This is a genomic window from Streptomyces sp. NPDC002580 (assembly GCF_042889485.1).
Taxonomy (GTDB): Bacteria; Actinomycetota; Actinomycetes; order Streptomycetales; family Streptomycetaceae; genus Streptomyces.
Genome location: NZ_JBIAQZ010000020.1, coordinates 24,914 through 49,014, shown reverse-complemented (window position 1 = coordinate 49,014; position 24,101 = coordinate 24,914). Strand labels below are relative to the sequence as shown.

Annotated in this window: 16 protein-coding genes and 2 CRISPR repeat arrays; of the genes, 3 read left to right on the top strand and 13 right to left on the bottom strand. The window is 68.5% G+C overall.

Annotation, left to right across the window (positions count from 1 at the left end):
* Positions 1-115: 115 nt before the first annotated feature.
* Genes ACFYW7_RS37075 through ACFYW7_RS37055 form a run of 5 tightly spaced genes read right to left on the bottom strand, consistent with a single transcriptional unit; the run spans position 116 to position 5,159 of the window.
* Positions 116-835, bottom strand: a complete 720-nt coding sequence (locus tag ACFYW7_RS37075; protein WP_389510750.1) for a type I-E CRISPR-associated protein Cas6/Cse3/CasE — start codon at positions 833-835, stop codon at positions 116-118.
* A complete protein-coding gene (gene cas5e / locus ACFYW7_RS37070; RefSeq protein WP_389510748.1) occupies positions 832-1,680 on the bottom strand; it encodes a type I-E CRISPR-associated protein Cas5/CasD in 849 nt (282 codons plus the stop codon). The genes ACFYW7_RS37075 and cas5e overlap by 4 nt, the downstream gene beginning before the upstream one ends.
* A complete protein-coding gene (locus ACFYW7_RS37065) occupies positions 1,677-3,008 on the bottom strand; it encodes a type I-E CRISPR-associated protein Cas7/Cse4/CasC (protein WP_389510746.1) in 1,332 nt (443 codons plus the stop codon). The genes cas5e and ACFYW7_RS37065 overlap by 4 nt, the downstream gene beginning before the upstream one ends.
* Position 3,009: 1 nt before the next feature.
* Positions 3,010-3,606, bottom strand: coding sequence for a type I-E CRISPR-associated protein Cse2/CasB (gene casB, locus ACFYW7_RS37060; protein ID WP_389510744.1), 597 nt, complete (start codon positions 3,604-3,606; stop codon positions 3,010-3,012).
* On the bottom strand, positions 3,603-5,159 hold the full coding sequence (locus ACFYW7_RS37055) for a type I-E CRISPR-associated protein Cse1/CasA (RefSeq protein WP_389510742.1): 1,557 nt from the start codon (positions 5,157-5,159) through the stop codon (positions 3,603-3,605). Before ACFYW7_RS37055 ends, casB begins: the two co-directional genes overlap by 4 nt.
* Positions 5,160-5,244: 85 nt before the next feature.
* Here ACFYW7_RS37055 and ACFYW7_RS37050 point away from each other — a divergent pair, with 85 nt between their 5' ends.
* Positions 5,245-6,126: an HD domain-containing protein gene (locus ACFYW7_RS37050; protein ID WP_389510740.1), complete on the top strand. Its 882-nt coding sequence runs from the start codon at positions 5,245-5,247 to the stop codon at positions 6,124-6,126.
* 166 nt (positions 6,127-6,292) lie between these two features.
* Here ACFYW7_RS37050 and ACFYW7_RS37045 read toward each other — a convergent pair whose 3' ends face one another.
* A complete protein-coding gene (locus tag ACFYW7_RS37045) occupies positions 6,293-10,699 on the bottom strand; it encodes an AAA family ATPase (RefSeq protein ID WP_389510738.1) in 4,407 nt (1,468 codons plus the stop codon).
* Between the two features lie 20 nt (positions 10,700-10,719).
* Positions 10,720-11,367, bottom strand: coding sequence for a hypothetical protein (locus ACFYW7_RS37040; RefSeq protein WP_389510736.1), 648 nt, complete (start codon positions 11,365-11,367; stop codon positions 10,720-10,722).
* Between the two features lie 953 nt (positions 11,368-12,320).
* Positions 12,321-12,593: a CRISPR direct-repeat array (repeat unit 29 nt; unit sequence GGGACCATCCCCGCGGGCGCGGGGAGCAG).
* Positions 12,594-12,699: 106 nt separating this feature from the next.
* Here ACFYW7_RS37040 and ACFYW7_RS37035 point away from each other — a divergent pair.
* Positions 12,700-14,064 carry a glycosyltransferase gene (locus tag ACFYW7_RS37035; protein WP_389510733.1) on the top strand — a complete coding sequence of 455 codons (1,365 nt, stop codon included), beginning with the start codon at positions 12,700-12,702 and terminating at the stop codon, positions 14,062-14,064.
* A 16-nt stretch (positions 14,065-14,080) separates the two neighbouring features.
* Here ACFYW7_RS37035 and ACFYW7_RS37030 read toward each other — a convergent pair whose 3' ends face one another.
* The 4 genes from ACFYW7_RS37030 to rfbB are packed head-to-tail and all read right to left on the bottom strand — an operon-like array spanning position 14,081 to position 17,664.
* On the bottom strand, positions 14,081-14,512 hold the full coding sequence (locus ACFYW7_RS37030; RefSeq protein ID WP_389510731.1) for a low molecular weight phosphotyrosine protein phosphatase: 432 nt from the start codon (positions 14,510-14,512) through the stop codon (positions 14,081-14,083).
* Positions 14,509-15,639 carry a DegT/DnrJ/EryC1/StrS family aminotransferase gene (locus tag ACFYW7_RS37025; protein ID WP_389510729.1) on the bottom strand — a complete coding sequence of 377 codons (1,131 nt, stop codon included), beginning with the start codon at positions 15,637-15,639 and terminating at the stop codon, positions 14,509-14,511. Before ACFYW7_RS37025 ends, ACFYW7_RS37030 begins: the two co-directional genes overlap by 4 nt.
* Entirely contained in the window at positions 15,636-16,649 is a 1,014-nt protein-coding gene (locus ACFYW7_RS37020; RefSeq protein WP_389510726.1) for an ATP-grasp domain-containing protein, read from the bottom strand. Before ACFYW7_RS37020 ends, ACFYW7_RS37025 begins: the two co-directional genes overlap by 4 nt.
* The gene (gene rfbB / locus ACFYW7_RS37015; protein ID WP_389510723.1) at positions 16,639-17,664 is read right to left on the bottom strand and encodes a dTDP-glucose 4,6-dehydratase; all 1,026 of its coding nucleotides are present in this window, start codon (positions 17,662-17,664) and stop codon (positions 16,639-16,641) included. Before rfbB ends, ACFYW7_RS37020 begins: the two co-directional genes overlap by 11 nt.
* A 381-nt stretch (positions 17,665-18,045) precedes the next feature.
* On the opposite strand from rfbB, the gene ACFYW7_RS37010 reads away from it, so the two are divergent.
* Entirely contained in the window at positions 18,046-19,299 is a 1,254-nt protein-coding gene (locus tag ACFYW7_RS37010) for an XRE family transcriptional regulator (protein ID WP_389510721.1), read from the top strand.
* A gap of 105 nt (positions 19,300-19,404) precedes the next feature.
* Positions 19,405-20,531: a CRISPR direct-repeat array (repeat unit 29 nt; unit sequence GGGACCATCCCCGCGGGTGCGGGGAGCAG).
* A gap of 312 nt (positions 20,532-20,843) precedes the next feature.
* Here ACFYW7_RS37010 and ACFYW7_RS37005 read toward each other — a convergent pair.
* Together ACFYW7_RS37005 and ACFYW7_RS37000 are read right to left on the bottom strand one after the other, a co-directional pair.
* Positions 20,844-22,337 carry a hypothetical protein gene (locus ACFYW7_RS37005; RefSeq protein WP_389510719.1) on the bottom strand — a complete coding sequence of 498 codons (1,494 nt, stop codon included), beginning with the start codon at positions 22,335-22,337 and terminating at the stop codon, positions 20,844-20,846.
* On the bottom strand, positions 22,334-23,800 hold the full coding sequence (locus ACFYW7_RS37000) for a hypothetical protein (protein WP_389510717.1): 1,467 nt from the start codon (positions 23,798-23,800) through the stop codon (positions 22,334-22,336). The genes ACFYW7_RS37005 and ACFYW7_RS37000 overlap by 4 nt, the downstream gene beginning before the upstream one ends.
* Between the last annotated feature and the right edge of the window lie 301 nt (positions 23,801-24,101).

Sequence of the window (24,101 nt, the reverse complement as noted above, 5' to 3'; positions counted from 1 at the left end):
TCCGTGCGTACATTTTGACGATGGGACCATCCCCGTGAGTGCAGGGAGTGCGCCGGAGCGGACAGTAAGGCGCGCAAAAAGATCGCCTCCGTTGACTCGCCCTGGCACTGGACGCTCACCGGGCCAGCAGCAGTCCGCAGCCGTAAGCCCGCGCGTGCCCAATGCCCTGGGTCAACGCATCGACTAGGGCAGCGGGGTCCGTGACCGTGAGCGTGCCCCGTATTTCCGCGCGGGCGATGCGCAGGCCCTTGTGGGGGCCGGGGCTCGTGACCGTGGGAAGCATCCGGACGGACAGGGCCCCTTCTTCGGCGCTGGCACCGATGCGGTTGACGCCGTCGGGAGTCTTGCGCGGCTCGCCCGGCGGTTGGAGGCGCCGTATGAACCAGTTCCTCACGTGGTCGGGGCGGGTGTGAGCAATTCGCCGGCCGCGGGGGCGCTCCGGTGCTGGCGCCCCGGACGGGCGGCTGTGAGTGGGGTTGACGACCGTACGGAACGTGAAGGAGTCGCCGACGTGGAAAGTGCGGTCGACCGTGATCACGTGTGGTTTGTCGGTGAGCGCACCACGGGGCATGCCGGCCCAGTCCCCCGGGACTCTGGACTGCACGACCAGGACGAGTACGCCTGCCTTCAGGTCGACGGACCAGGTGGACAGCACCCCCATCTGAGCCCGGGCATCAGGGTCGCCGTCCGCGACCCAGCCGCGGAAGCCGCTCATGACGGTGCGGTGCATGTCGTGCGCGTCAACGAGGGACTTGGCGGTGTACGGATGCCGGGCGTCCATGGTCAGGACGCTGTGCGTGGCTACGAATCGGGCAGCGGTGCGGGGCTTGGTCACGGGATGACGTCCCATTCGGTGGCGTTCTCGGCGATCGTGACGCGGGTCCGTGTTTCCCATCGCATGGTGTGTGCGCGACGGTCTGGGTCGAAGGTCACGGGCTGGTCTTGCACGGGGGCAGCTGCTGCGGTGCCCGGGATCGCTTCGATCCAGGCCCACGGTCGGGGTGACGGCCGCGCCCCGATGCTCTGCGAGGGCAGCAGTGCGGTGGACCGGAAGGCCTCTTCAACTGTCCCGCTACTTAGCGGTCCGGTCAGCGTCCCGGACGGCGGGCAGGACTTGCGGCCCAACCACAGTAGTCGTTTCGGGCTTTCCAGCGCTGTGGCGATCGTTTCGAGGAAGGCATAGTCCGGGTGTTGCAGCGCTGCGACGAACGCGGCGTCGGCCAGGTACCAGCGTTCGGTGACAAGCGCGGCCCGGGAGAGCTGTTTCGATACCAGGGCACCGGAATCCGGTTCGGAGACGATGTACTTCGGTGCTCCGTACCAGTCGGCGAGCTCGTGGTGCCCGAAGGCAGTGCCTTCGGTCTTCGCCATGTCGGCGGACAGCGCTGCTGCCCTGCGGTGGTCGGTGATGACGTCTCGTGGGCGGATGGGGTACCGGCCGGCGCCGACGACGTGGTAGTCGCGCACCGGAGTGCCGGGGTGGTCGGCTCGGACGCCGAAGCGGACGGTCGTGAGTTCACCAAGTTCGTCGGCCCGGTCGTGCCCGAGGGCCGCCGCGCAGAGGCCGATGACTCCGGACTTTGTCGGGCGACTGTGGGTGTCGCGGCGGGAGAACCGGGACACCACCCCCCAGGACTGCAGGGGGGCGGCGAGTCTGATGAGCAGGACGTGTCCGCTCACGCCGTCAGCTCCTCGACGGACTCCACGTCCTTGACTCCCAGTTCCTGCAGGACGGTGTGTACGGCGGGTTCGAAGGTCAGGACGCGGCCTGCGGTGATGTCGTCGCGCCGCCGAAGGACGAAGTCGTGGTGCGCCAGGAGCCGGCGTACAGCGAGCTCGCCAGCTGGGCCTTGGTCGGCAACCTCGTCGATGGGCTTTTGGAAGGCGGCCGCGTAGTTGAACGGCCGAGCGCCGTCGAATGCGAGGACCAGGGCGGGCAGCGTCCCGGTCGAGGCCGTCGAGTTCTTCTTGGCCTGCGGGAAGGCGTTGACGAAGGCACTGACGAACTCTGCCTCAGCGCCGACGGCGGCGGATTCGGCTTCCTGTTCGGACATGCCCGCTGCGCGCAGGTTCTGCCGCAGCTTGCGACGGTCGAGCACGGCGTGCCGGTAGAACGTGCCGGAGATGAGGGACTGGTAGCCGGTCATGCCCGCACCGGAGTCGTCGGCGGCGTCGAGGAAGTCGAGGGCGTTGCTTTTGCGGGTGAGCTTGGCATCGTCTGCGGCGGCGTAGAAGTCGTCTGTGTGCTCAGCCTCGTGGACGGTGAAGGCGTGGCTGCTCTGGATCGCCCCGTCGACGTTCGGTGAGTCCGCGATTTCGGCGAGGAAGCGGCCGTAGAGTGCGATGTCGATTGCGTCGCGCGGTGCCAGCGCGGTGAGGACTGCGTCCCGGGTTGTCTTCGGTAGCGCGGGGAGCTTCGCCGCGCCGGTGTCCGCTACGTCCGTGCTCGCTTCCTCATCCTGCGGGCTGCTCTTGCGTCGCCCTTTCGGCTTCTTTCCGTCCGCTGCCGCCTCGGACATTGCAACATACTGCTCTGCCCAGGTGCCTATCGTTGCCCGTTCGATGTTGAGGTGATCGGCGATACGGTCACCTGCGTCAGCCGGTGCGAAGAGCAGTACCTTGGTCAGGTTGGCGACAGTCGGCTTCGCCGGGTCGCCGAACTTGAGGCCGATGGCCTGCAGGACGGCGCGTGCTGCTGGCAGGGATTGTTCTTTGGGCCAGCCGTGCCGGGTCTCCAGCGCGCGAGCGGTCGTCAGCGCCCATTCACGGGTGCGGACGCCCATGGTGTGTCCGGCGAGCGGACCCGCCTGTGCGTTGGCCCGGTCGCGCGAATACACGCGCTCGGCGCGGCGGCGCGCCTGGCTGGTAATCATGTGCCGTTCCACGCCGCCGTAGACGATGGACTTGGGGGCGCCGTTCTCGTCTCGGACGGGGAGGACCGCGACGAGCGTCTCCAGTAGGTGGAGGGAAAGGAACTGGTGCCCGGTCAGGGCGACTTGGGTGCTCATGTCACGTGTCCTTCGGCATGGTCGTCGCAGTAGTCCTGTTGTTCCTGGCGGTTCTCGGCGGCGGTGCGTGGAAGTCGACGGCCCAGTGGTAACTGATGCGGGCCGGACGGTCGCTCCAGCGGGCGAGGTCGTCCGCGAGCCGTGCCCAGGAGGGCGGCGGCTCGCTGCACGACCGCAGCCGGGTGATCGCGTGCTGAAGGTGTCGCAGAGGGGGCCGGCGGCTCGCGACGATGCGGTCCATCAGTCGGCTGGCGCCTGCGTCGTCGGGCCCGCGCCCGATGCTGGATCCGATCCGGCGGGCGGCATATCCGAGGCTTCCGAAGCCTTTCGACGGCTCGCCAGCTCCCCGGTGGTAGACGGCGAACAGGAACGCCACCTGCTCGAACGTCTCGCGACGTCTCTGATCGATCCAGCCCGCTTCGATATGGGCGTTCTGGCTGATACTCGGCCGCCGCAGTTCGGCGAGCCTGCCGTAGTCACGGCTGTTCACCAGGCCGACGAGCCACTGGGTGAGCTGCTGGCTGCGTGCGGCCTCGCGTGGTTCGGTGCCGTCGGCGGCTGCGTTGCGTTGCGCGGTGCCCGGCGCGTCGGCGATCACTTTCGGTCCCCTTTCAGTTCGTCCGGGGCCGTGGGCCCAGTGAGGTCGTTCTCAAGGCGGCGAGCCGCCTGTGCCTGCGCCTGGTAGCCGCGTGAATTGGCCGGCAGCGAGTCGAGCCGGTTGTGCAGGAAGCGGTGGGCGGCTTCCGAAAGCACGGCTGCGTACTCGACGAGTGCCGTCTCCACCTGATCCTCGCCCTCGGCCTTCGCCGTATCGTCCAGCAGCACGTGAAAGGGCTCCGCGGTGTGGGCCCAGTGTTCCGGCCCCGCGTCGAACCGGGCGATCTGGCTGCTCTTGTCGGCCGGTTTCGGGTTGGGGTACGTCACGGTCCACGCGACGTACGCCGCCCTGGACAGACTGGAGGCCACGTACTCGGCGATGAGGCAGCCCCGCTCGGCCGCGTACCTGAGGTCGCGCTCGCGGCCCGGCACGAAGGGGAACGTGTCCGAGACCCAGGTGACGGCCGTGGTCTGCTTGGCGATCAGCCCGACGGTCCAGAGGGTGAGCCGACGGCCGCTGAGCCGCGCGAGGCGGTCGTAGAGGTCGGGCCCGTGGTCCCGGTCGGCGACTGCCGCGTACAGGGCATGTGCCTCGCGCCAGAGGGCACGGGACGCAGAAGGGCGTATTGCCTTTGCCGGGCCGTTGGCCGTGTTCTCGTAGACGGCGTCCTGCATGTGGTGAGGAGCCAGTGGCTCGAGGAGCTCGCCGGCCGCCATCAGGATGCGGTCGACGGCCGGTTGTCCGTCCGGGGTGACGGCAGGCCGCATGAGGATCGATCGTCCGAGGACGGTGTGCAGGTCGGCGGGCCCGTCTACTCGCCGTCCCGACGGCTTGGTCTGAAATTCCCGACGGGGCTGGGGGGTTACCGTCCAGGTGCGGTTGAAGCGGCCGGGGGTTTCTTCGGTCGGCGTCAGGTTGAGCCGCAGGGTGTCGCCGAGTGTCTGCCCGAGCGCGATGACGCGGATCCGTGCGCCGAGGCGTCCGGTCGCCAGGTTGGTGAGCGTGGGGCCCAAGGTCTCCTTGCCCGAGATCCGGGCCCGGCCGCCGGGTCCGTAAGCGTGCTGGGTGAGCATCGCGCGGAAGGCCGTGGCGGCGGGCAGTGGCGCAGGGTGCTCGAGGTGGTGGTGGTCGAAGAACTGGTTGTAGTCCCCGGCGTGCTCGATCACCAGCTGGGCGGGCCCTGCTCCGTGTGTGTCGAGGTAGGGAGCCAGGAGAGCGTTTTGGCCCAGCGGCTCCAGGGGGTCGAAGAGATCCCAGTGCTCGTCGGGACGGTTCTCCAGCCAGTCGGCTGCGTCGGTCAGCGGGCTGCTGTCGTGAACTCGGTCGAGCCAATCGTCGACCGTTGCCGGGAAGGTCCCGGAGGCGTAGCAGACGGCGAGGAGGTACTCGAGCAGTGCGACGGTCTCCCCCGCGGTCGTGCCCGCAACGCCGAGCAGATCGTCCGCGTGGCGCAGGGCGTGGACCAGGGTGACTGAGGTGCTTTCCCCGGCGGATGTCAGTGCGGGGATGCATGCTTGTCGCCGCGGGTCCCAGTGGGGATGTAACTCTCCCACCGGAGACGGACCTATTTCGGTCAGGGGCACCTGATCCTTCCTCCAATCTCCACAGTTGTCTGACGAGATGCGGCAGGAACGTAGCATGCCGGATGAGGGCAATGTGAGTGAAACAGAAGAACTCAACAGCAGTGCATATAAGTGGTGTTGGGGGACGGTGAATCTCTCCAACGACTCGGAGGGCGGCCCCGTGTGGAATCCGCTCTTCGTCGAGATGGTCACCGCCGGTTCCGTCATGCTCGAACTGTGGGACCGAGTGGTGGGTCCACGGCAACGGGCCGATCTCGCTGAGGGCTTAGCGGCCGAGAGCGAGCAGAGCGCTCGCCTGGCGGCCGCGTTCCTGGCTGGAGTCGGCCGTATCGGCAGTGCCGGCCCGTCGCACATGGTCTCGTTCGGCGCGGGACAGCAGTCCTCCCCCACGCTCGAACAGGCCCGCTCCGACTGGCGAGACCGGGCATTGCGGGCGGGCCTTCCGCTGCCGCCCACTGGGGCCCGGGTCCGCACCGCGGATCCGGAGCACATCACGGCGGCGGTGCTGCCGCGGCTGACCGGCTGCGACTGCGCGGGATACGTCGACGGTGAGCGATGCCGCAACCGAGAACATCACGGCCTCTACGTGGCCGCGTACGCGCTCAACCGGCACGACGCAGACGTGCTGCACGCCGACACCGTCGCCAAGGCCTACCGGGCGACAGGTGGTCCCGCCTGGGATGCGGTCCGCGCCGCCCTGGTGAACGCCGTCGGCAACCAGGTCGGCATCGACGCAAGGAGCCTTCCCAACCTGATCCGGCCAACGGATCACACGCGCCTGACGGCCTTCAGCCGCCTGATCTCCCAGAGCAACGGCCTTTCACGTGGGAACGCCGCCCGCGGCTTCGCATCGCCTCACGAAACGTGGGAGGTGTTGTCGGACGGCGCACGACTGCACGCCCGAGAAGCGGTCTCGCGTATACGGGTGGCCGGGTAAGAGCCGCTGTCCCCGCTTTGCGGGGTCGTCTCCTCTTCAGTCGCCACAAGGGCCATCTCCGCGGGTGCGGACTGTTGGGCCGCTGCCTCGTTGCGGCAGGCCGATCGTAATGGGGTGTGCTGTTTGGTGGCTAGCGGTGCTCGGCCTGTCCTGCGGGCTGCTCGGGCTATGGAAGACGGAGCGTCACTGCGGCAAGTCCGGCGGGGCCGCTGAAAATAATCACGGGGTGCGGGGTCGCCGGGACACTGCGGGCCGGCAAGACGCCCAGGGATGTCAGGGGCGCCGCGGTGACCAGTCGCAGTACTTCTTCACCAGCACGGAAGTCCCAAACTCGCACAGTCGTGTCACTCAGGCCGGTGCTGACGATCAGAGGGCGGGATGCGGATGGCTGGACGACACCGAGGGCGGATACGGACCCGTCATGCCGGTCCGGCAGGGTGGTTGCCTCCTTCTCCGGAGCATCTGGTGCCCACAGACGTACCCTGCCGTCGGCTCCCCCGCTGACCAGGTACCACTCGTCCACCTCGTCCCCCGAGCAGACGGCAAGGGACTGCACTGCACCGATCCGGCCCGGCCATTGATCGTGCGGCTCGTGGAAGGGACGGCACAGCACTACACCCCGATCGGAGGCGACGGCAAGAACGCCGCCCGACGACAGGGGCAGGTACGCCAGCGCGTGCACGGGCCGACCGGTGTCCCCGGGACCGTGCAACCACCCCAGCACCTCGCCGGTCGAAAGATCGCAGTACGCAACCGCCCCGCGGCTCGTCCCCACGGCCAGGACGGTGCGTGCACCGTCAGCGAAAGCGGCGAGTGCGGTCGCATGGTCCCCTTCCGAGGTCCAGGCGTCCATCAGCCGCCAGTCCCCGCTCCAGCAACCGACCGTGCCGTCCGGCAGTCCGACGACGACCGTCACGGAGCCGTCCGACGCCGTGTGCGTGGCGAGGGCCCTCACCGGGCCGTCGACTCCTGTGTGGGGCAAGGCGATCGAACGCGTGACCTCGCCCGTGTCGGCCAGCCTCACGACCAAATTCCGGTCGGGGCCGACCGAAATCAGCTCGGCGGAACCGAAGCTTCCTGGCAGCACCGCAAACAGCGCTCCCTCGGACGACCGGGAGGGCCGCACCCTGCGGCGGGTCCGCTCCTGGAGGTTCCAGACACGGACGGTCCGGTCCAGTGAGCCGGAGACCAGGATGGGTACTCCGTCGAGACCGGGCACAACGGCGAGCGCGGTTAGAGCGCTCGTGTGGTCAGTGGGGAACCGGCAGATCTCCTCGCCTGTTTCGGGATCCCACAGCTGTACGGCACCGTCGTAGCCGCCGAGGGCGAGAAGGGTGCCCGAACTCGGATGGAGGTACGGCGTCAGCACAGCTGCGGATTGCCTGATCGTGTGGTGCCGCTGTTCCGTACCCGTCAGGGCGTCCCAGAATCTGATCCTTCCCGAAGCCGGCGTGGCCACGGCCAGCAGGGGACGGCCGTCCCGTCCTTCGAGCAAGGCGAGTGCGGAAACCTGCTCGCCCAGAACTGGCACAGTGCACACTGAATCGAAAGAGGTGCCCTCAAGGATCTCGACGGTGTCCGCTCGGTGAACGGCCAGAAGTGTGCGGTCACCGGGGAGGGGCAGGACGGCGAGTCTGTTCACCGGGCTCGCCGGGGCGTCTTCGTCTGCCGATCCATCGACCAGAACCGTTCCGATAAGCGGATCGCACAGGACGATACCGTCGGACGTGCCGACCGCCAGCCGTAGTGTCCCGTCCCGGTCGCTGAAGGACACCATGTCGTGCACGGACGCCGTGACCGGCAGCTGTGCGTCCTGGCCGCTCAGCGGGTCACACGTCCACGCGCCGCTGTCGCATCCGACGACCAGCAGGGGTTCTCCCCGCGGATCGGGCACAACGGCCAGCGCCCGCGCGAAGAGGCCGTGTCCCGGGATAGGTGGGCCGACCGGAGCCACGGTAGAGGGGTCCCACACCCGTACGGTGCCGTCTGCGCCGCCTACAGCAATCAGAGGCGTCCCGTCCGGCAGGATGAAGGACACGAGGGAGCAGACGCCCACGTCTTCCCGCGCCAGGACGTTACGCGGCACCGCGAGGTCCTTCCACATCGGCCTAAGGTGCCCGCCGGCCGGGCTGCCGCTACCTCGAGTGCCCGGGGAGGAGTCAACGTCCGGCTCCCAAAGGGAAAATCGCAGGCTTTCCGCACGCGCGAGGGGCGGCGCGTCGGCAAGAAAGGGCTCGATCCGCGTCCACGCGAACAGGCGCGTGGTGTCAGCGGCGTGCTCCGACAGAAGTCCGAGCGCACCCCGCACGTTCCCGCTCGTCTCGTAGGGCAGGAACTTCTCAGTGACGACCCGGTCGTTCAGCACGCCTCCGGCTGCCGCATGCTGGACCAGGTGGTGGCGCAGATACGGGTGCGGCGGCCCGTGCTTCGCCTCCTGCAGAGCGCTGAAAGCGACGGCTAGTTTTCGGTGGGCCTCCTTGATACCCGCCGTCGACGCCTCAGTTGTGCTGGGAGTCATTTCGTCGCCGAGAAGGACGTGGGGTGTCGCCCTCAGCACTTCGCTGATGCGCTCGTGAATCGGGCGATAGACGAGCCTGCCGTCCTCGACGCCCGTAGTCAGGTAGCCGGCGAGTCGGCTCTCTCGTACCCGGCGGATCACCGCCTCGGGAGCGGTGATGTCACCTTCCGCCAGCGCGTCCACCGCACACGGCCACACTTCGGCCCACGGAAGGCCGTTCCCCCGCGCAAGAGCTGTGGCCCGCAGGACCTGCACGACGTGCTCGGCTGGCAGGTCGGTGTTGGCCTGTATCCCGGCAACGTCCTGCCGCAGAAGCTCCTGTGTCCCCTGGCGCAGGGTGCGCCGCCACTCCGGGTCGTCCGGGTCGGGCAGTTGGCCCCGCGCGTGGAGCGCCTCGGCAGCCAGGCGGGCATCCAGGAACGACGGCGCCACCTCCTCGGCCACCGCGGTTGCGAGCTCGTCCAGTCTGCGGGGGTCCAGACGTGCCGGGGAGCCGGAACGGTCAAACAGGGTCCTCAGCAGCGTGCTCACGTACGCTGCGATGTCCTCCGTAGTGTCGGTGTCTGTCCGCAGAGGCTCGTCGGCGTCCGTGGAACGGACCAGGAGGTTCAGCAGATCGGACGCCCGGTCTTGCGACGGGCGAAGTCGGCCAACTGCGCCTGCATGCGCACTGCGGATGCCCAACAGCATCCGTACAGCGGGCTGTCCGTCGTCCGTCCACAGGTCGGTCAGCGGGCGGATGAGGTCAGTGACAATTCTTGCGGGGTTCCTGGCCTCGTCAATGCCGTCCACGACGATCGTCACAGGTTGGCCCTCTTGGCGAACGGTGGCCAGCACGTGGTCCAGCAGCTGATCGAGTGGGCTGATACCCAGGCTCGGGGCGGGCCGCTTGTCCACGAGCACCGTGTACAGTGCCGCGGCCAACTCGTCAGCGTCCGTGTTCCGAGCGAGCACCGCAGCATCGACGGCTCCCTCTGGCACAAGGAGATCGGGCGGTATGGCATCGACGAACGGCCGGTACGCCTCGTCTGCCCGGAACTTCGGGTCGCTGAGCGTGACGACGCGAGCGAGCAATGCGGACTTCCCCGAGCCTGCCTCCCCTGTGACTACGAGTGTGCCCCTCTCCTGTCGGAGGAACTCGACCATGTGCCGTGCATGACTAGCCCGGCCGGTGAAGTACCAGCCGGGGTCGCCAAGGGAAGGCCGGCCGGAGGCACGGGTAAGCCAATACGAGTCGAGGTCGGCGGGACTCCATGCCACGGCGCTGCGCGCCTTGTCGACGAGAACAGGCCGGGGTGTGTAGCCGGGATTGGGAAGACATGGACTGGGCTGCTGATGGTCTTGGTTCCGCAGCAGCGACTCCTGCGGCCACAAGGTCTGGACATCGGCTGTGACCGCCTCCTCGTGCAAGGCGGTCATCGACGTGAAGAACTCCTGGAAACTCAGATGAGGGCCTGCGAACCCGGACGCCTCGTCCCTGCAGCGATCGACAACTCGATCGAGGAGCCGTGAGAACTGCTCCAGGCGCGGTGATTCCTCCTCATTGGCAGACGAAATGACGACGAGGGATTTCAACTGGCGCCGGTCGTCGCTCAGCGCCTTGAGGCGTCGCAGAAGATCCTCGCGAAGGACACCGGAGAAACAGGAGTCAACCATCACCAGGACATGCTCGGCCCGGGAATCGAGCACCCGCGTGATCAGGTCGGCGGTCGGGAATGCCGTGCTCAGCACACGGTCCCTGTCAGAGTCCGGCAGGAGCAAGAAGTGGTCCCCTGAACTTCGGCTCAGTCCGTGGCCGGTGATGTAGACGACGAGCACGTCATCGTCCTCTGCATCCTCCAGTTCCTGCTCATCCAAGAAGCGGCGCAGGTCACGGTTGGTACGCAGTTCCTTCGGCGTCACAAGGCCGAAGCGGTACTCCTCATCTAGACGCTCATCGGCCCACCATCCCCTCACTACTGCGACCTGCGCATCAATGCCCCTCCTGAAAGTGGCGTCCGCTGCAGTGTCGCCGTAGTCCGAGACCGCAATCTCAACAAGCCGCCGCCTGCTCATCTCAGAAGCCGCGCCCCGGCTCACCGGCACTTGTCCGCGATGGCGTGCGCGACCGGCGTGGTCCGCAGGTAGCGCAACGCGCTGTGCGGATCAACGAAACCGTTGTCGACTTCCACGTCGGCGACCTCCGTCGAAACGACGTTCAGTCCCCCGCCTCCGGTCACGACATCCGCCGGATCGAAAACGTTGACCCAGACGATGCTCCCCGGCAGCTTCATCAATTCCCCGTCCGCCATATTCAACCCACGCCGCACGGACGGAATCCCCAACGGTGAACCACAAGTCACCAGCGTGCGCACGCCGGACAGCCGCTCCGGCGCAATCTCGCCCAGGCGCAGCAAGTCATAGACGATCACGCTCCCCAGTGAGTGCCCCACGACAACGGAGGTGCTCTCGTCAATGGCCTCACCGACCAATGATCGAACCCTCACGGCGAGGTGCGGCTCGTACAGATAGAACCGCACCTCCCGCATCGCACGTACGAACAGCTTCCCCCCGCCTCGGGGAAAACGCCGGTCGTACGCCATCACCAAGCGCGAAAGACGTGCTGGCCACAGCTGCGGCACACCAAGCGTCTGCGACTCCAGTTCCTCCGCACCGGCCAGATCCTCCTGGCCAACCACTTCCTCCAACGCCCCGGCGACGAACTCTGCCTCCTCGTCACTCAAAGGAACGTCGGTGCCGAAAGGATCCTCTTCAGGTCCGAGCCGGTCTGCCCCACGTGCCAAAAGCCCGGTCCAATGAGGCAGTTCCAAAGCATCTGCTGGTATGCCGGGCCGCTCCAACCCGCCTAGGCCACGGTTGATCGCCTTACACCACTCGACTGTCAGTCGTGACTTCGACGTCCTCGACTGTCGAATCCCATGAACCCCAACAATGCGCGCCACGCTCGTGTTTCCCCCGCCTGCATGCCGTTCTGCCAAGCAATGAGACTAGTGCGACAGCACAGGCAAGTAGGGCCATTCCCGACAACCCCGAAGCATCGATCAGCACGCGACAGAGCCATTCACGGGCTTCCCGACACAGCCGTCGGCCCTCCTCACCCCCACCGACCCACCCCTATACTGATAGGGATGGTGCCCTGCCCCACACCTGTGGAACTGCCCCTTGACCGTCGCCTGTACGGGCATGACGTCAGTCTGTTCCCCGTGCACGCAGGAATGGTCCCAAGATCTGGTACCGCACCGTGAAGCTGGACGGTCCCCGCGCACGCGGGGTGGTCCCGCGTAGTTCCTTACAGTAGCGCTGGAAGTTGTCTGCTCCCCGTGCATACGGAGATGGCCCCCAGGTGCAGCTCCAAGTCCTCGACGCGGACGGCTACTCCCCCCGCACAGGCGGGGATGTTCCCCATACCGAATGGCTGATCGACGACGACCTCGTCTGCTCCCGCACCTGCGGGGATGTCCCCTGGGACTATCCGAACGAACACGGCCAGTACGACTGCTCCCCGCGCACGCGGGGATGGTCCCCGGGCGACCGCCGGCATCACCCCGCTGACCCTCTGCTCCCCGCGCACGCGGGGATGGTCCCTGATCGAGAACCTGTACCTGGGGTGGAGCCCGCTGCTCCCCGCACACGTGGGGAGCAGTGCTTGGACGACCACGGGCGCGCCATGATTGAGGGGACCACCCCCGCGGGCGCGGGGAGCGGGGCGTGCCGAACATGGCGCTCGGGGTCCCGGTGGGACCATCCCCGCGGGCGCGGGGAGCAGATGTCCGGGATCGGGGATGCGTTCAAGCAGGCGGGACCATCCCCGCGGGCGCGGGGAGCAGCCGAGGTAGATGTTCTCCCAGAACTGGTTGACGGGACCATCCCCGCGGGCGCGGGGAGCAGTTGCCCGCGCCCTGGCCGACCAGCCGGACCTCGGGACCATCCCCGCGGGCGCGGGGAGCAGACTGCCTGACCTGCGACGCTACCGGCTCGGAGGTGCGTTTCCATCAACTTTCATTGATTCCGGCAAATAGGACACAATGCTCCGTAGGCAGAGGTGGTTGCCGTCTATGCAGCCTGCCGCCAAATCCAGGAGCCATGCCTCGGACCGGCCAGAAGCGCTGGCCAGGAGCTTCACGCTTCTACCGGATGAGATTTCGCGCCAGGCGCAGAAGCTCCAGCGACAAATGAACTGGTTGCGGATCGGTGCGCCCAACAGCCACCACAAACAGGCGAGCGAAGTCAGTAGGCTGCGCAGAGTGAACAATGCACCCCACTCTGCCAACGCCTTCCGCCTGATCGTCACGGGGGGAGGTACTGGGGGCCATACCTACCCAGCGCTCACCGCGATCCGCGCGCTCCAGGAGCGACTCGCGATCGCGGGAAGAACCCTCGATGTCCTGTGGATCGGTACGACTGACGGCCTGGAGGCGCGTATTGCCCCGGCCGAGGGGATCGCGTTCGCCGCTGTGGCCACGGGGAAGATCCGCCGGTCCAGCAACCCGCTCAAGATGATGTCCACCGCCAATATGAAGGACATGGCCAGGGTTCCGCTCGGCGTGGCACAGGCGAGGAAGCTGATCGCCGATTTCAGGCCGGATGTCGTGCTCGCCACGGGTGGGTATGTGGCCGTCCCCGCCGGTCTGGCAGCCCGTCTGTGCCGTCGTCCGTTGGTGCTGCATGAGCAGACGGTGCGTCTGGGGCTGGCGAACCGGAAGCTGGCAGGCTCGGCGACGCGCATCGCAGTGTCCTCGGAGTCGACGGTGGCGCTGCTGCCGGAGGCGGTACGCGGTCTTGCGGTGGTCACCGGGAACCCGGTGCGCCCGCAGGTGCTGACCGGGCATGCGGACAAGGCGGTCGAGGCGCTCGGGCTTCACGGTTTCGACCGGCAGCTGCCGACGGTGTATGTCACGGGCGGGGCTCAGGGTGCTCAGCAGATCAACGGGATCGTCCGGGATGCGTTGCCGTGGCTGCTGGGACGCGCGAACGTGATCCATCAGTGCGGCCCGGACAACGTCGCAGGCCTGCAGGCCCATGCGGCCACTCTCCCCGTGGAGTTGGCCGGCCGGTACTGCCTTACCGGATTCGTCGGTCCGGAGCTGCCGGATGTTCTCGCGCTCGCCGATGTCGTGGTCTCCCGTAGCGGCGCCGGCACGCTGGCGGAGCTGACTGCGCTGGGAAAGCCCGCGGTGTTCGTCCCACTCGCCACGTCCGCGGGCAACGAGCAGGCTCACAACGCCCGCCATCTGGAGGAGGCAGGGGCGGCTGTCGCTCTGCTCGGTGACGTGACCGCCGAGCGGCTCAAGGATGCTGTGGGGACACTGCTCACGGCCCCTGCGCGGCGCGCGGCGATGGCAGCGCGGTCACGGGAGCACGGGAGGCCTGATGCGGCGGACCGGCTTGTGGACGTCGTCCTGTCCGCCGCCTCCAGCTGAATCACGCCAGGGACAACTACGGGCGGTTGCCAATGTGCAGCGCTGTGCCTGCCTCGATCAGCACAGCGCACTCGTTGAAGGCCCCATCGCTGTGGCCCATCGGATCGGGGATGTCTCGGTCGCTGAGGTAGAGGCCGAGTTTGTGGGCGTTGTTCTCGCCGCAGACTGCTCGGAGCGCTGTGAGGACGGCGGTGTCCATCGCCAGGACGTCGTCCGCCCACTGCAGCAGGTCCAGGGTGATCTGCTGTCCGCGGTGGTGGGTGAGGTCGTGTCCCAGGCGGCGGGCGGCGTCGACCATGGACGGGTGGGCGGGGTGGTCCTGCCATTTGCCGATCAGGCCGGCGGAACGGACTGTCATGGCTGCGCCGCCCCTGCGGGTGAGGGCGACCTGGGCGAAGGGGCTGCGGCAGTAGTTTCCCAGGCACACGGTCAGCAGCTTGCGCATCATGAGCCTCCGGCGGACTGGATGGCGCGTCCGAGAACAGCAACCACCTGGCCGATGTCCGTCTCGGTGAGGTGCTGGTGGAAGGGCAGGCTCAGGATCTCCTCGCCTGCCTGCTCGGTCGCCGGGAGGGATCGCCGCCAGGGGGCGAAGGCGGGCTGGAGGTGGTTGGGCGGGTAGTGGACGCCCACGGCAATGTTCTGGGACTGCAGTTCGGCGAACACCTGGTCCCGGTGGGACACGCGGATCTGGCAGAGGTGAGGCACTGCGTGGCCGGCGTCGACGTCGACGAGTCTCACACCGTCCAGCGGGGCCAGGGCGTCGCGGTAGGTGTGCCACAGGGTGCGGCGGGTCTGTTCGGTGGTGGTGAAGTGATCGAGCTGGGCCAAACCGATGGCGGCGTTGATGCTCGAGAGCTGGTAGCGCAGGCCGAAGCCGTCCACTCGGTAGGTGGTGGTCGTGCGCTCGTTCTGGGACTGGGCGACGCCGAGGAGTCGTATGCGGCGGATCGTGTCGGCCTCCTGCGGCGTGCGGGGGATGACCATGCCGCCCTGGCCGCAGGTGAGGTTCTTGATGGGCCCGAAGGAGAAGCAGGTCAGGGCTCCGGTCGTCCCCACCAGGCGGGATCCGATGCGGGATCCGAAGGCGTGCGCGGCGTCCTCGACGACAGCGATTCCGCGGGCGTCCAGCTCGCCCTGGATGGTGGAGAGGTCGATGGCCCTGCCACCGAACAGGACGGGAATCACGGCGGCGGTGGCGGCGCTGAGTGCCTCCATGACGAGCTGGTCGCTCACGCACATGGTGGCGGGGTCGATGTCGGCGAACCGGGGGGTGGCACCGACGGCGAGGATCGCCTGGATCGTGGCGCAGAACGTCATGGACGGCACGACGACCTCGCTGCCGGGGCCGACTCCGGCAGCGAGCAGTGCGCTGTGGAGGGCTGCGGTGCCGGAGGCGACCGCGACGGTGTCGGGAACTCCGAGGAAGGCGGCGATCCCTCGTTCGAACTCCTCGGTTACGTCGGTGTGTCCGTACTGGCCGGACTCCAGGATCCGTGCGACCGCCACGGCCTCCTGCCCGTACAGATAGGGGCTGGCGTTGCGTGAGGCGTCCGGCCTCGGTAACAGGGTCACGACGGTCCTTCCTTGACGGCTGCGAACAGTGCGAGGTCGGCGGCGTCGCCGACAGCCAGGGTCTCGACGTAGTTGGTCAGGAACACGCCGCTGCGGTAGGCGAGGCGGCTGTGGTCGAGCGGGAGGCCGAACAGGCCGTTGACCATCTGGCCGACGAGGTCGGCTCCGGCGGCTTCTGCCAGCGGGAAGCCGCCGGCGATCCGGACGTTCAGTTCCGTGATGCTGATCGTGCCGTCGGCGCAGATGAAGCCCTGGACGCAGCAGATCCCCTGGGCGCGGACGGCGTCCAGCACTCTCTCAACCAGGTCGCGCACAGCCGGGGCGTCGAAGGTGGTGGAGACTACAGCGAGGCCTGCTTTCACCAGGTCCCGGCGGCGAAGGATCACCGAGGCACGCCCGTTGCGGTCCACCAGGCAGTCTGCGGTGAACTCGGTGCCGTGGACCCGCTCCTGCACCATGGGCTGAGGGACGAGCTCGCACAGGACGCGCGCATGCTCGCGCCTGTCGACGAAGTGGACATGCTGCGCCCCGTGGCCGCATCGGGGCTTGATGACCAGCTCTGCCCCGTCAGGGACCTGGCCGATCGCCTCGGGCAGCCAGATGCGCGGCGTTGTGATGCCGTGCTCGCTCAGCACATCGTGGAAGACCGCCTTGTCGATGCAGGCACGTACGGACCCTGTGTCCGGGAGCCACAGGCGCACACCAGCGGTGTCCAGCTGGGGTGCCATGTCCGCCAGCGGCGGGATGTCGTTCTCGATTCCGGCAACCACCGCGTCGACAGACAAGTCCCGGCACAGGGCGGCCATGACGCTGGAGTAGGCGGAATCGTTGGCGAAGGGGATGACCTGTGGCACGGTTCCGGGCAGCAGGAACCCGGGGGCGAGTGGGTTCGCGTCGGCGGCGATGACCGTGTGGCCCAGGCGGGTCAGGCTTCGGGTCAGCCCGAAGCCCGGGTTGGCTCCGACACCGGTAACCAGGATGCGGCGCGCAGCGTGGGGGTCAGTGAGCATGGGATTCCTCTCCGGCAGCTGCCGGTGCGGCAGCAGTGACACGGGCCGCGTGCGGGTTGCGCGTCAGCGGCGCCCACCGGTCCGGGCTGCGCCGGTACCAGTCGATGGTCTCGGCGAGACCGTCCTCGAAGTCGTGCTCCGGCCGGTAGCCGAGGCCGGCGAGTTTGGTCCAGGCCATGGAGTACCGCAGGTCGTTCGACCGCCGGTCGGGTACGTAGGTGACCGAGTCCCAGTCGGCGCCGCACAGGCGAAGGATGCGGTCGGTCAGCTCTTTGTTCGTGAAGTCGGTGCCGCCGCCGATGTTGTAGACGTCGCCGGGGACACCGGCGCGCAGGGCGAGTTCGATGCCGGCGCAGTTGTCCTCCACGTGCAGCCAGTTCCGCACGTGCTGGCCCTGGCCGTGGAGGGTGATCTGCTGGTTTCGAAGGAGCCGGGTGGCGAACAGCGGGATGATCTTCTCGGGGTGCTGGTGGGGCCCGTAGTTATTCGAACTGCGCGTCACGCACACCGGGACGCCGTAGGTGTGGAAGTAGCTCAGCGCGACCATGTCACTGGCGGCCTTCGACGCGGCGTACGGCACGGTCGGGCGCAGCGGGTCGGCCTCGGTCGCCGAGCCCTGTGGCAGCGGTCCGTAGACCTCGTCGGTCGAGACGTGCACGAACTTGCTGATGCCGTGTCGCATGGCCGCGTCCACAAGAGTCTGGGTGCCCAGCACGTTCGTGGACAGGAAGGTGCCCGCGGCGAAGAACGAGCGGTCCACGTGGGACTCCGCGGCGAAGTGGACGATCGCCGTGTGCTCTCGCACGAGGGCCTCGACGAGGCCGGCGTCGAGGATGTTGCCGTGGATGAACGCCAGCTTCGGGCTGAGGAACGCCTCTCCCAGGTTCTCGATGTGCCCCGCGTAGGTGAGGGCGTCGAGGACGGTCACCTGGGCGATGTCATCGGCCCGCAGGATGCGCTTGACGAAGTGCGAGCCGATGAACCCGGCTCCGCCCGTCACGAGCACTCTTTCCATGGATACCTCCGCTGAGGTGTGAGGGTTGTCGGTCACGAGGTCCTCCCCGTTGCGCTGAGTGATGTACGGGGTGGGCTGCGGTGCGAAGTCCAGGCGATCTGTCGCGTATGGCCTCATTGGGCAAAAGGCGGGACAGACGGTTCTGCCTGGCGCACCCGGGTCTGCGATGGCCTCGCGGCGGTCGGTCACCCGGCCCGGTAGCAGCGCCCGGTCACGAGGATGGGCTCAACCGTTCGACGGAGTCGACCAGTTGGAGGGGGTCCCCGAGAGGTCCCCCTCGCCGAGGAGTAACCACCCTTGTGCGCCGAGTGATTGACTGAAGGAGTGGAAGCAACGCCCCAGCACCCGCTCACAGTTGCGCGCCATGCAGCCGGCCAGACGATGGACGCGTTCGTCACCGGCATCCATGACGCCGCCGCCCGGCGCGGTCTGCGCTCAGGCACGGACGAAGCACGAGTGCGTAAATGGCAGCGTGGTGTCAGACCCAGCGAGGAATCCCAGATCTACATCGCCGAAGCGCTCGGCTGGCCCCCAGACATCGTCCGTGCCGACGACTGGCCGAACTGGCTACCGAACTGGCTGGTCCCCCTCGGACCCCACAGCTCCGTGCCCGCTCTTCGAGAGGCCTTGCGATCAGCAATGGAACGCCGAACCTTCTTAACGATCAGCGGCGCCGCCGTCTCCGCGCTGGCAGCGGACTGGGCCACCGGCTCTCCCGATGCTCTCGCCCAGGCTGCCCACGAGGGCAAACCGGTCAGCGAGGACTTCGTCGCCTACCTGGAAACCTCCGCCACACGCCTGACGGGCCTTCCAACCGAGCAACGGCAGCACACGCCCGCCCTGCTGGACGCCCATCTGGCAACCGTGACCGACCTGCTCGAACACGGACGCTACACACCCGGCATCGCACTGCGGCTGCACACCCTCGCGGCATCCCTGTCACAGACAGTCGCCTGGCACCGCTTCGACCAGGGCCGCCACACCCACGCCGGCCAGCACTGGATCGCCGGCCTCCACAACGCCCACGCCGCAGGCGACCACGACATGGGCGCAGGCCTCCTGAGCGACCTCGCCTACCAGGCCACCTGGCGCAACGACCACACCACCGCGGCCCACATCCTCGGCCACGCCCTCACCCGCGCCCAGAACCCCGCCGCCCGCTGCCTCCTCCAACTGCGGCTCGCCCGCACCCTCGCAGCACGCCACAGCCGCAGCGAACGAAACGCCGCACTCCGCGCCCTGGCCGCGGCCGAACAACACCTCAGCGACGCCGGAACCGACCGGCCCGCATGGTGCGCCTGGGTATCCGAAGCCGACCTCGCCGTCGACTCCGGCCAAACCCTCCTCGACCTCGGCGACACACGCCGCGCCCACCAGCTCATCACCGAAGGCGAGCAACTCCTGCCCGCCGCCCGAGATAAAACCCGCGGCGTCTTCCTCACCTACCGGGCTGCGAGTTACCTCGACCAGAAGGAACCCGAACCGGCCGCAGCCGCCGCCACCCAAGCCCTCCTCCTGGCCCGCCGCATCGGAGCCCCTCGCTGCATCACGCTCGTCGACAACCTCCTGCCGCGATTCCAGCCCTACTCCCACGCCCCTGGCGTTCCCGAACTCCTCCACCTCGCCGCTGCGTGACGACCTCATACACGTAACCGCACCGCCTCGAGATGCGCGGCGCCTACGGATCAGCCGCTAACACAGCCAAAAACCCCTCCCCAGCAGCCCACCGAAGACAATCCTGGAACCATCCCCGCGGGTGCGGGGAGCAGCGGGCCAGGCGCAGTGTCCCGGGCATCCCCAGGGGACCATCCCCGCGGGTGCGAGGAGGAGCCGGGGCCTGAGCCGCGCGGGTCTGCTTGGACGGGACCATCCCCGCGGGTGCGGGGAGCAGTCGAGGGGCGGGCCGTGCCCGGCCTGCTCGGTGGGACCATCCCCGCGGGTACGGGGAGCAGGTGACGGCGTCGAACGCGTTCTTCGCCATCGTGGGACCATCCCCGCGGGTGCGGGGAGCAGATGCCCGGCGACCGAGGCCCACTCCAGCGCGAGGGACCATCCCCGCGGGTGCGGGGAGCAGGCCTTACGGGTGTAGGTGTTCAGGACGTTGGCGGGACCATCCCCGCGAGTGCGGGGAGCAGTGGAGCAACAGCCGCGCGTTCGGGCCGGTGCGGGGACCATCCCCGCGGGTGCGGGGAGCAGAGGCAGCCGTAGGTGCGGAACTGCGTGACGTCGGGACCATCCCCGCGGGTGCGGGGAGCAGTCAGCCGGTGCCCGCGGCGGCCTGACCATGGAGGGACCATCCCCGCGGGTGCGGGGAGCAGTGGACCCGTGGGACGAGTGGGAGATCCCGGCCGGGACCATCCCCGCGGGTGCGGGGAGCAGACGATGGCCCGCGCGGAGCGCTGCCGTCAGCGGGGACCATCCCCGCGGGTGCGGGGAGCAGCTCAGCATGTGGGAGCGGGTCGGGACGGTCGGGGGACCATCCCCGCGGGTGCGGGGAGCAGGGCGTCGCCCAAGCACAGCCGGTAGAGGTCGAGGGACCATCCCCGCGGGTGCGGGGAGCAGAGGCCGCTGACGTTGATCAGGTTCGAGCTGCCGGGACCATCCCCGCGGGTGCGGGGAGCAGGACACAGGCTCGCCCACCTACTGGGGCGGCCCGGGACCATCCCCGCGGGTGCGGGGAGCAGCTGCACCTCGGAGACGAGCGTGCGGGGCGGCAGGGACCATCCCCGCGGGTGTGGGGAGCAGCTCGTCCACGGCGGCATGCTCGCCGTCACGCCGGGACCATCCCCGCGGGTGCGGGGAGCAGTCGACACCCCCGTCGGGGCGGATCGTCACCAGGGGACCATCCCCGCGGGTGCGGGGAGCAGACTGCGTGACCTGCGGCTCAACCGGGCTGACAGAGCTTTTTCATTGACTTTCACCGATCCCGGCAAGTAAGACGAATATCCCCATATGGGGTCTGGCTCGTCAACCTATGTCCATCACCAAGTCTACGAGGTGACGCCCCTACCGCCAGCGGCACTTCAACAGCCTGCAACAGCAACGAGCAGTCACGGGTTGCACATCAACCCAGCCTCTGGATAGTCGGCGCACATGCCGCTGCGGCCTTCCGTCGCGTTTCCAGAACAGCCCACATCGACGGCATCCGCCACCCCCACAGCAACTCAATCAGCAACAAGTCAAGGCTCCCTCGGAACTCGTGGTTCACGTTGGCTGCGGACCAATCCTTGAGGGAGAACGCATCTTGCCTCGTCTTCACCGTCGAACATCAGCGAGCGCCATCGATCGGGGGCAGCAGGTCGGCGCCCGGCCTCCGCCACGGCCAGTTGCCGGCCTACCTCGACCAGGACCTCGATCCGATCGGCGGGCCCCCACGTCCGATACCGCCCGGCCGCGGGGTCGTATGCCCGGACCCGGCTGTGGGGACCGGAGCACACCAGAGCGCGGGCGAGGTGGGACAGGCCCAGGCTGAGGGCATCGCATGCACGGTCCTGGATGAGGTGGAGCAGATCTGCGGTGACCTTCTCCCAGTCGCCGACCTCCGGCCAACGCGCGCCGCCGTCGAGTTCGTGGGTGAGGGTGGACAGCGGCACGATCTCTCCCTGCCGTCGGCCGCGGATCAGGTGGTCGTGGATGCGGGCGCCGTCGGGTTGCCGTACGCGCGGGTGGAGCAGGGATGCTGCGGCCACCAGCGAGGTGTTGAACTCGTGGGCGGTGGCCGGGTGGTAGGCCTCGTGGGCGAAGAGCAGGTACACCTGGCGGGCTGGCTCTGGGGGGCCGTCCTGGGGCATGGGCGTTTCCTCCTTCATCGGCGCGAGGGGCGTCGAGTGGCAGGTCGAGGGGTGGGGCCTGGGCGGGTAAGGGCCCAGCGGCTGCGGTACGTCGGCCCGGTCGTGCTGGACGGGCGGTGCGCCTTTTTGTGTGGGTGTGACGATGTGGCGGGTCTGGACGGCGAGTTGCAGCATCAGCTGTTCCCGGACGATGAGCTCGCCGGAGGCTGAGCGGGTGTCGTGGCGCTGGAGCAGGTCCGCTGCATCGAACAGCTGGTGGTGGCCGATCTCGACGGCGCGCCGCACCTCGGGGCAGTCGCTGCCGGCGGCGGCTCGGACGAGGCCGGCGTGCAGGGCGGCGAGGCGCTGCAGGTAGCGGCAGGCGGCTTCGGCCTTGACGATGCGGACGTTCTCACCGAGGCGGGCTTCGAGCGGATCGCTCAGGTATTCCACCAGGAGCGGGGCCAGTGCGGCTGCCGGCAGCACGATCCCGAGAGGGACGCCGTGAAGAGCCGCAAGAGCCGCCGCCAGTACAGCGAGGACCACGACAGCAGCTGTTGCCGTCCGTACGGCCGTCGGCCCGAGGCGGATCCGGTGTGCGGGACTCCTAGCCAGCAGGCGCAGGCAAAGCCGCTGGGTAGGGGTTGTGGTCGGGGTGAACACGGCGATCCGGTGCGGCTGTTCGGGCAGGCTGCCGTCAGCCGGGACGCTCCAGTCGGTCCACCCCCATCCGGTCTGTTCGCGGATCAGAACGGGCTCGCAACTGGCTGCGCAGTGGGAACCGGAGCAGGCGTGGCCGCCGCGCATCGCGCGGGACTGCTTCTTCTGCCATTGCTTGAGCTGCTGCCCGAATGGGCTCAGCCGCTGATCGGTCCCGGACTTTAGGGACTTGGGGGTGGTCATGGGGTGCTCCCTTGCAGCAAGTTGGTCGATGCGGTGGCGCAGGCGGTACAGCGGCCGTCGCCCTGGGGGTGGGCGCGTCGGGGTGTCGGCCCTGAGCAGGTTCGGCACGGCGGCCAGCCCAGGCAGGCCGGGCAGAGGTCTTCGCCGGGGACGGTTCCGGGCGCTCCGCAGCCAGCGCACTCGACGAGCGCCCGGTAGGTCAGGGCCTCGGTCACCGTGCGGGCCGCGGACGCCATCGCCCGCACAGGGGCCGGCCGTGCGGGCGGCTCGTCCTGCAGGACGTCACCGCGGTGGTGCTTGCTGTCCGGCGAAGGAGGAGGCGGGTAGGCCTGGGCGGCCCGCAGGCGGGCGGCGATGATCGCACCGACCGTGGTGTGCACCGGGTTCGGCAGGGGGCGGTCGGTGATGACGTGGCGCAGTTGCTCGCTGCTCCAGCCGGCCTCCATCATCACGGTGACCACGCGGCCTTGGTCGGTCAGCGCCTTTCCGGTCAGCAGGAGTTGCGGACGGCTGCCGGCGATCTCCAGCAGCAGCCGGATTCCGGGATGCATCTCGTGCACCGGGAGGGCTGACGGCAAAGACGTTGCAACGTCCTGCTCGCCCCTTCCTGCAGACTGCCTTCGCGTGCTGTCACTGCACTCGCGCGGACGGAGGGTTCTGGTCTTCTGCCGCTTGGTGTTCTTTCTGCTGGTGTTCTTAGCGGGGCGATTGACCGACGTCGGGTCATCCACCGGTGGAAAACCCGACATCGGTTCGGACCTGCTGTTGTGCAGCGCGGGCACGTCGGTGATGGCGTAAGCGGTCGCGCCGAGGGTGCCGTCGGGGTGGCGCTCACGCTCCCGGTGCAGGAAGCCGTACTGCTCCAGTTCCTTGAGCCCGCTCTTGATGGCCGCTTCGCCCTCGCGACCGCGGCGCGCCAGGTCGGGGATGCTCATCCGCCAGCCGTTGCGATGCGTGCTGATGAGCCCGAACAGGCCCTGGGCTTTGAACGACAGCCGTCGGTCGCGGAAGAGGCCGTTGGCGATCTGCGTGAACCGGTCCCCCGCCATCACCCCGCGGCGGATACCCGCCCCGAAGCCAGCCCCGGTCCCGCCTGCCGTGCCCGGGTCGAAGGCCGCGGCGGGCATCTGCGCAAGCGCGGCGTCGGAGTCGGCGGGGCGGTCCGTGATCGAGTAGACGATCTCGCCGAGCGTCCCGTCGTCGTGCCTGAGCTGTTCGCGGGCGAGGTAGCGGTGCCTCTGCAGTTCGCTCAGGCCGGCGCGCACGGCGTCCCGCCCGTCGGGTCCGGCGCGCACGAGGTCACAGACTGTGACGTGCCAGCCGGTGGCGTGGGTGCTGATGAAGCCGAAGATGCCCTTCGCTTTGAAGGAGAGCCTGCTGTCGCGGAAGAGGCCGTTGGCGATCTGGGTGAACTGGTCCGCCGCCATCGCTCCACGGCGGACCTGTGCCCCGGAGCGGGTCATCGTGCGCCCTCACACGCCATGGGCATGCATCGGCTGGTGCCCTTGAGCGGGGGTGCGGGCGCGAGGTGGCCGGGGCCGCTGAGCGCGAGATCCATGCCGTCAGCTCACCCGGCGCCCCCGACCATGCGGGCGGCCATCACCCCCGACCGCCAGACACGATCCGGCAACACGCGCATCAAGTTGTCGTGGTCGCGCTCGTGGTCGGGCCACCCGCATCCCCTTCCACAGCATGACCAGCACCTCGCCGAAGGCACCTTGATGCTGCCCCGGCACGAACCTGCGCACCTCCCGATCTCTTCGA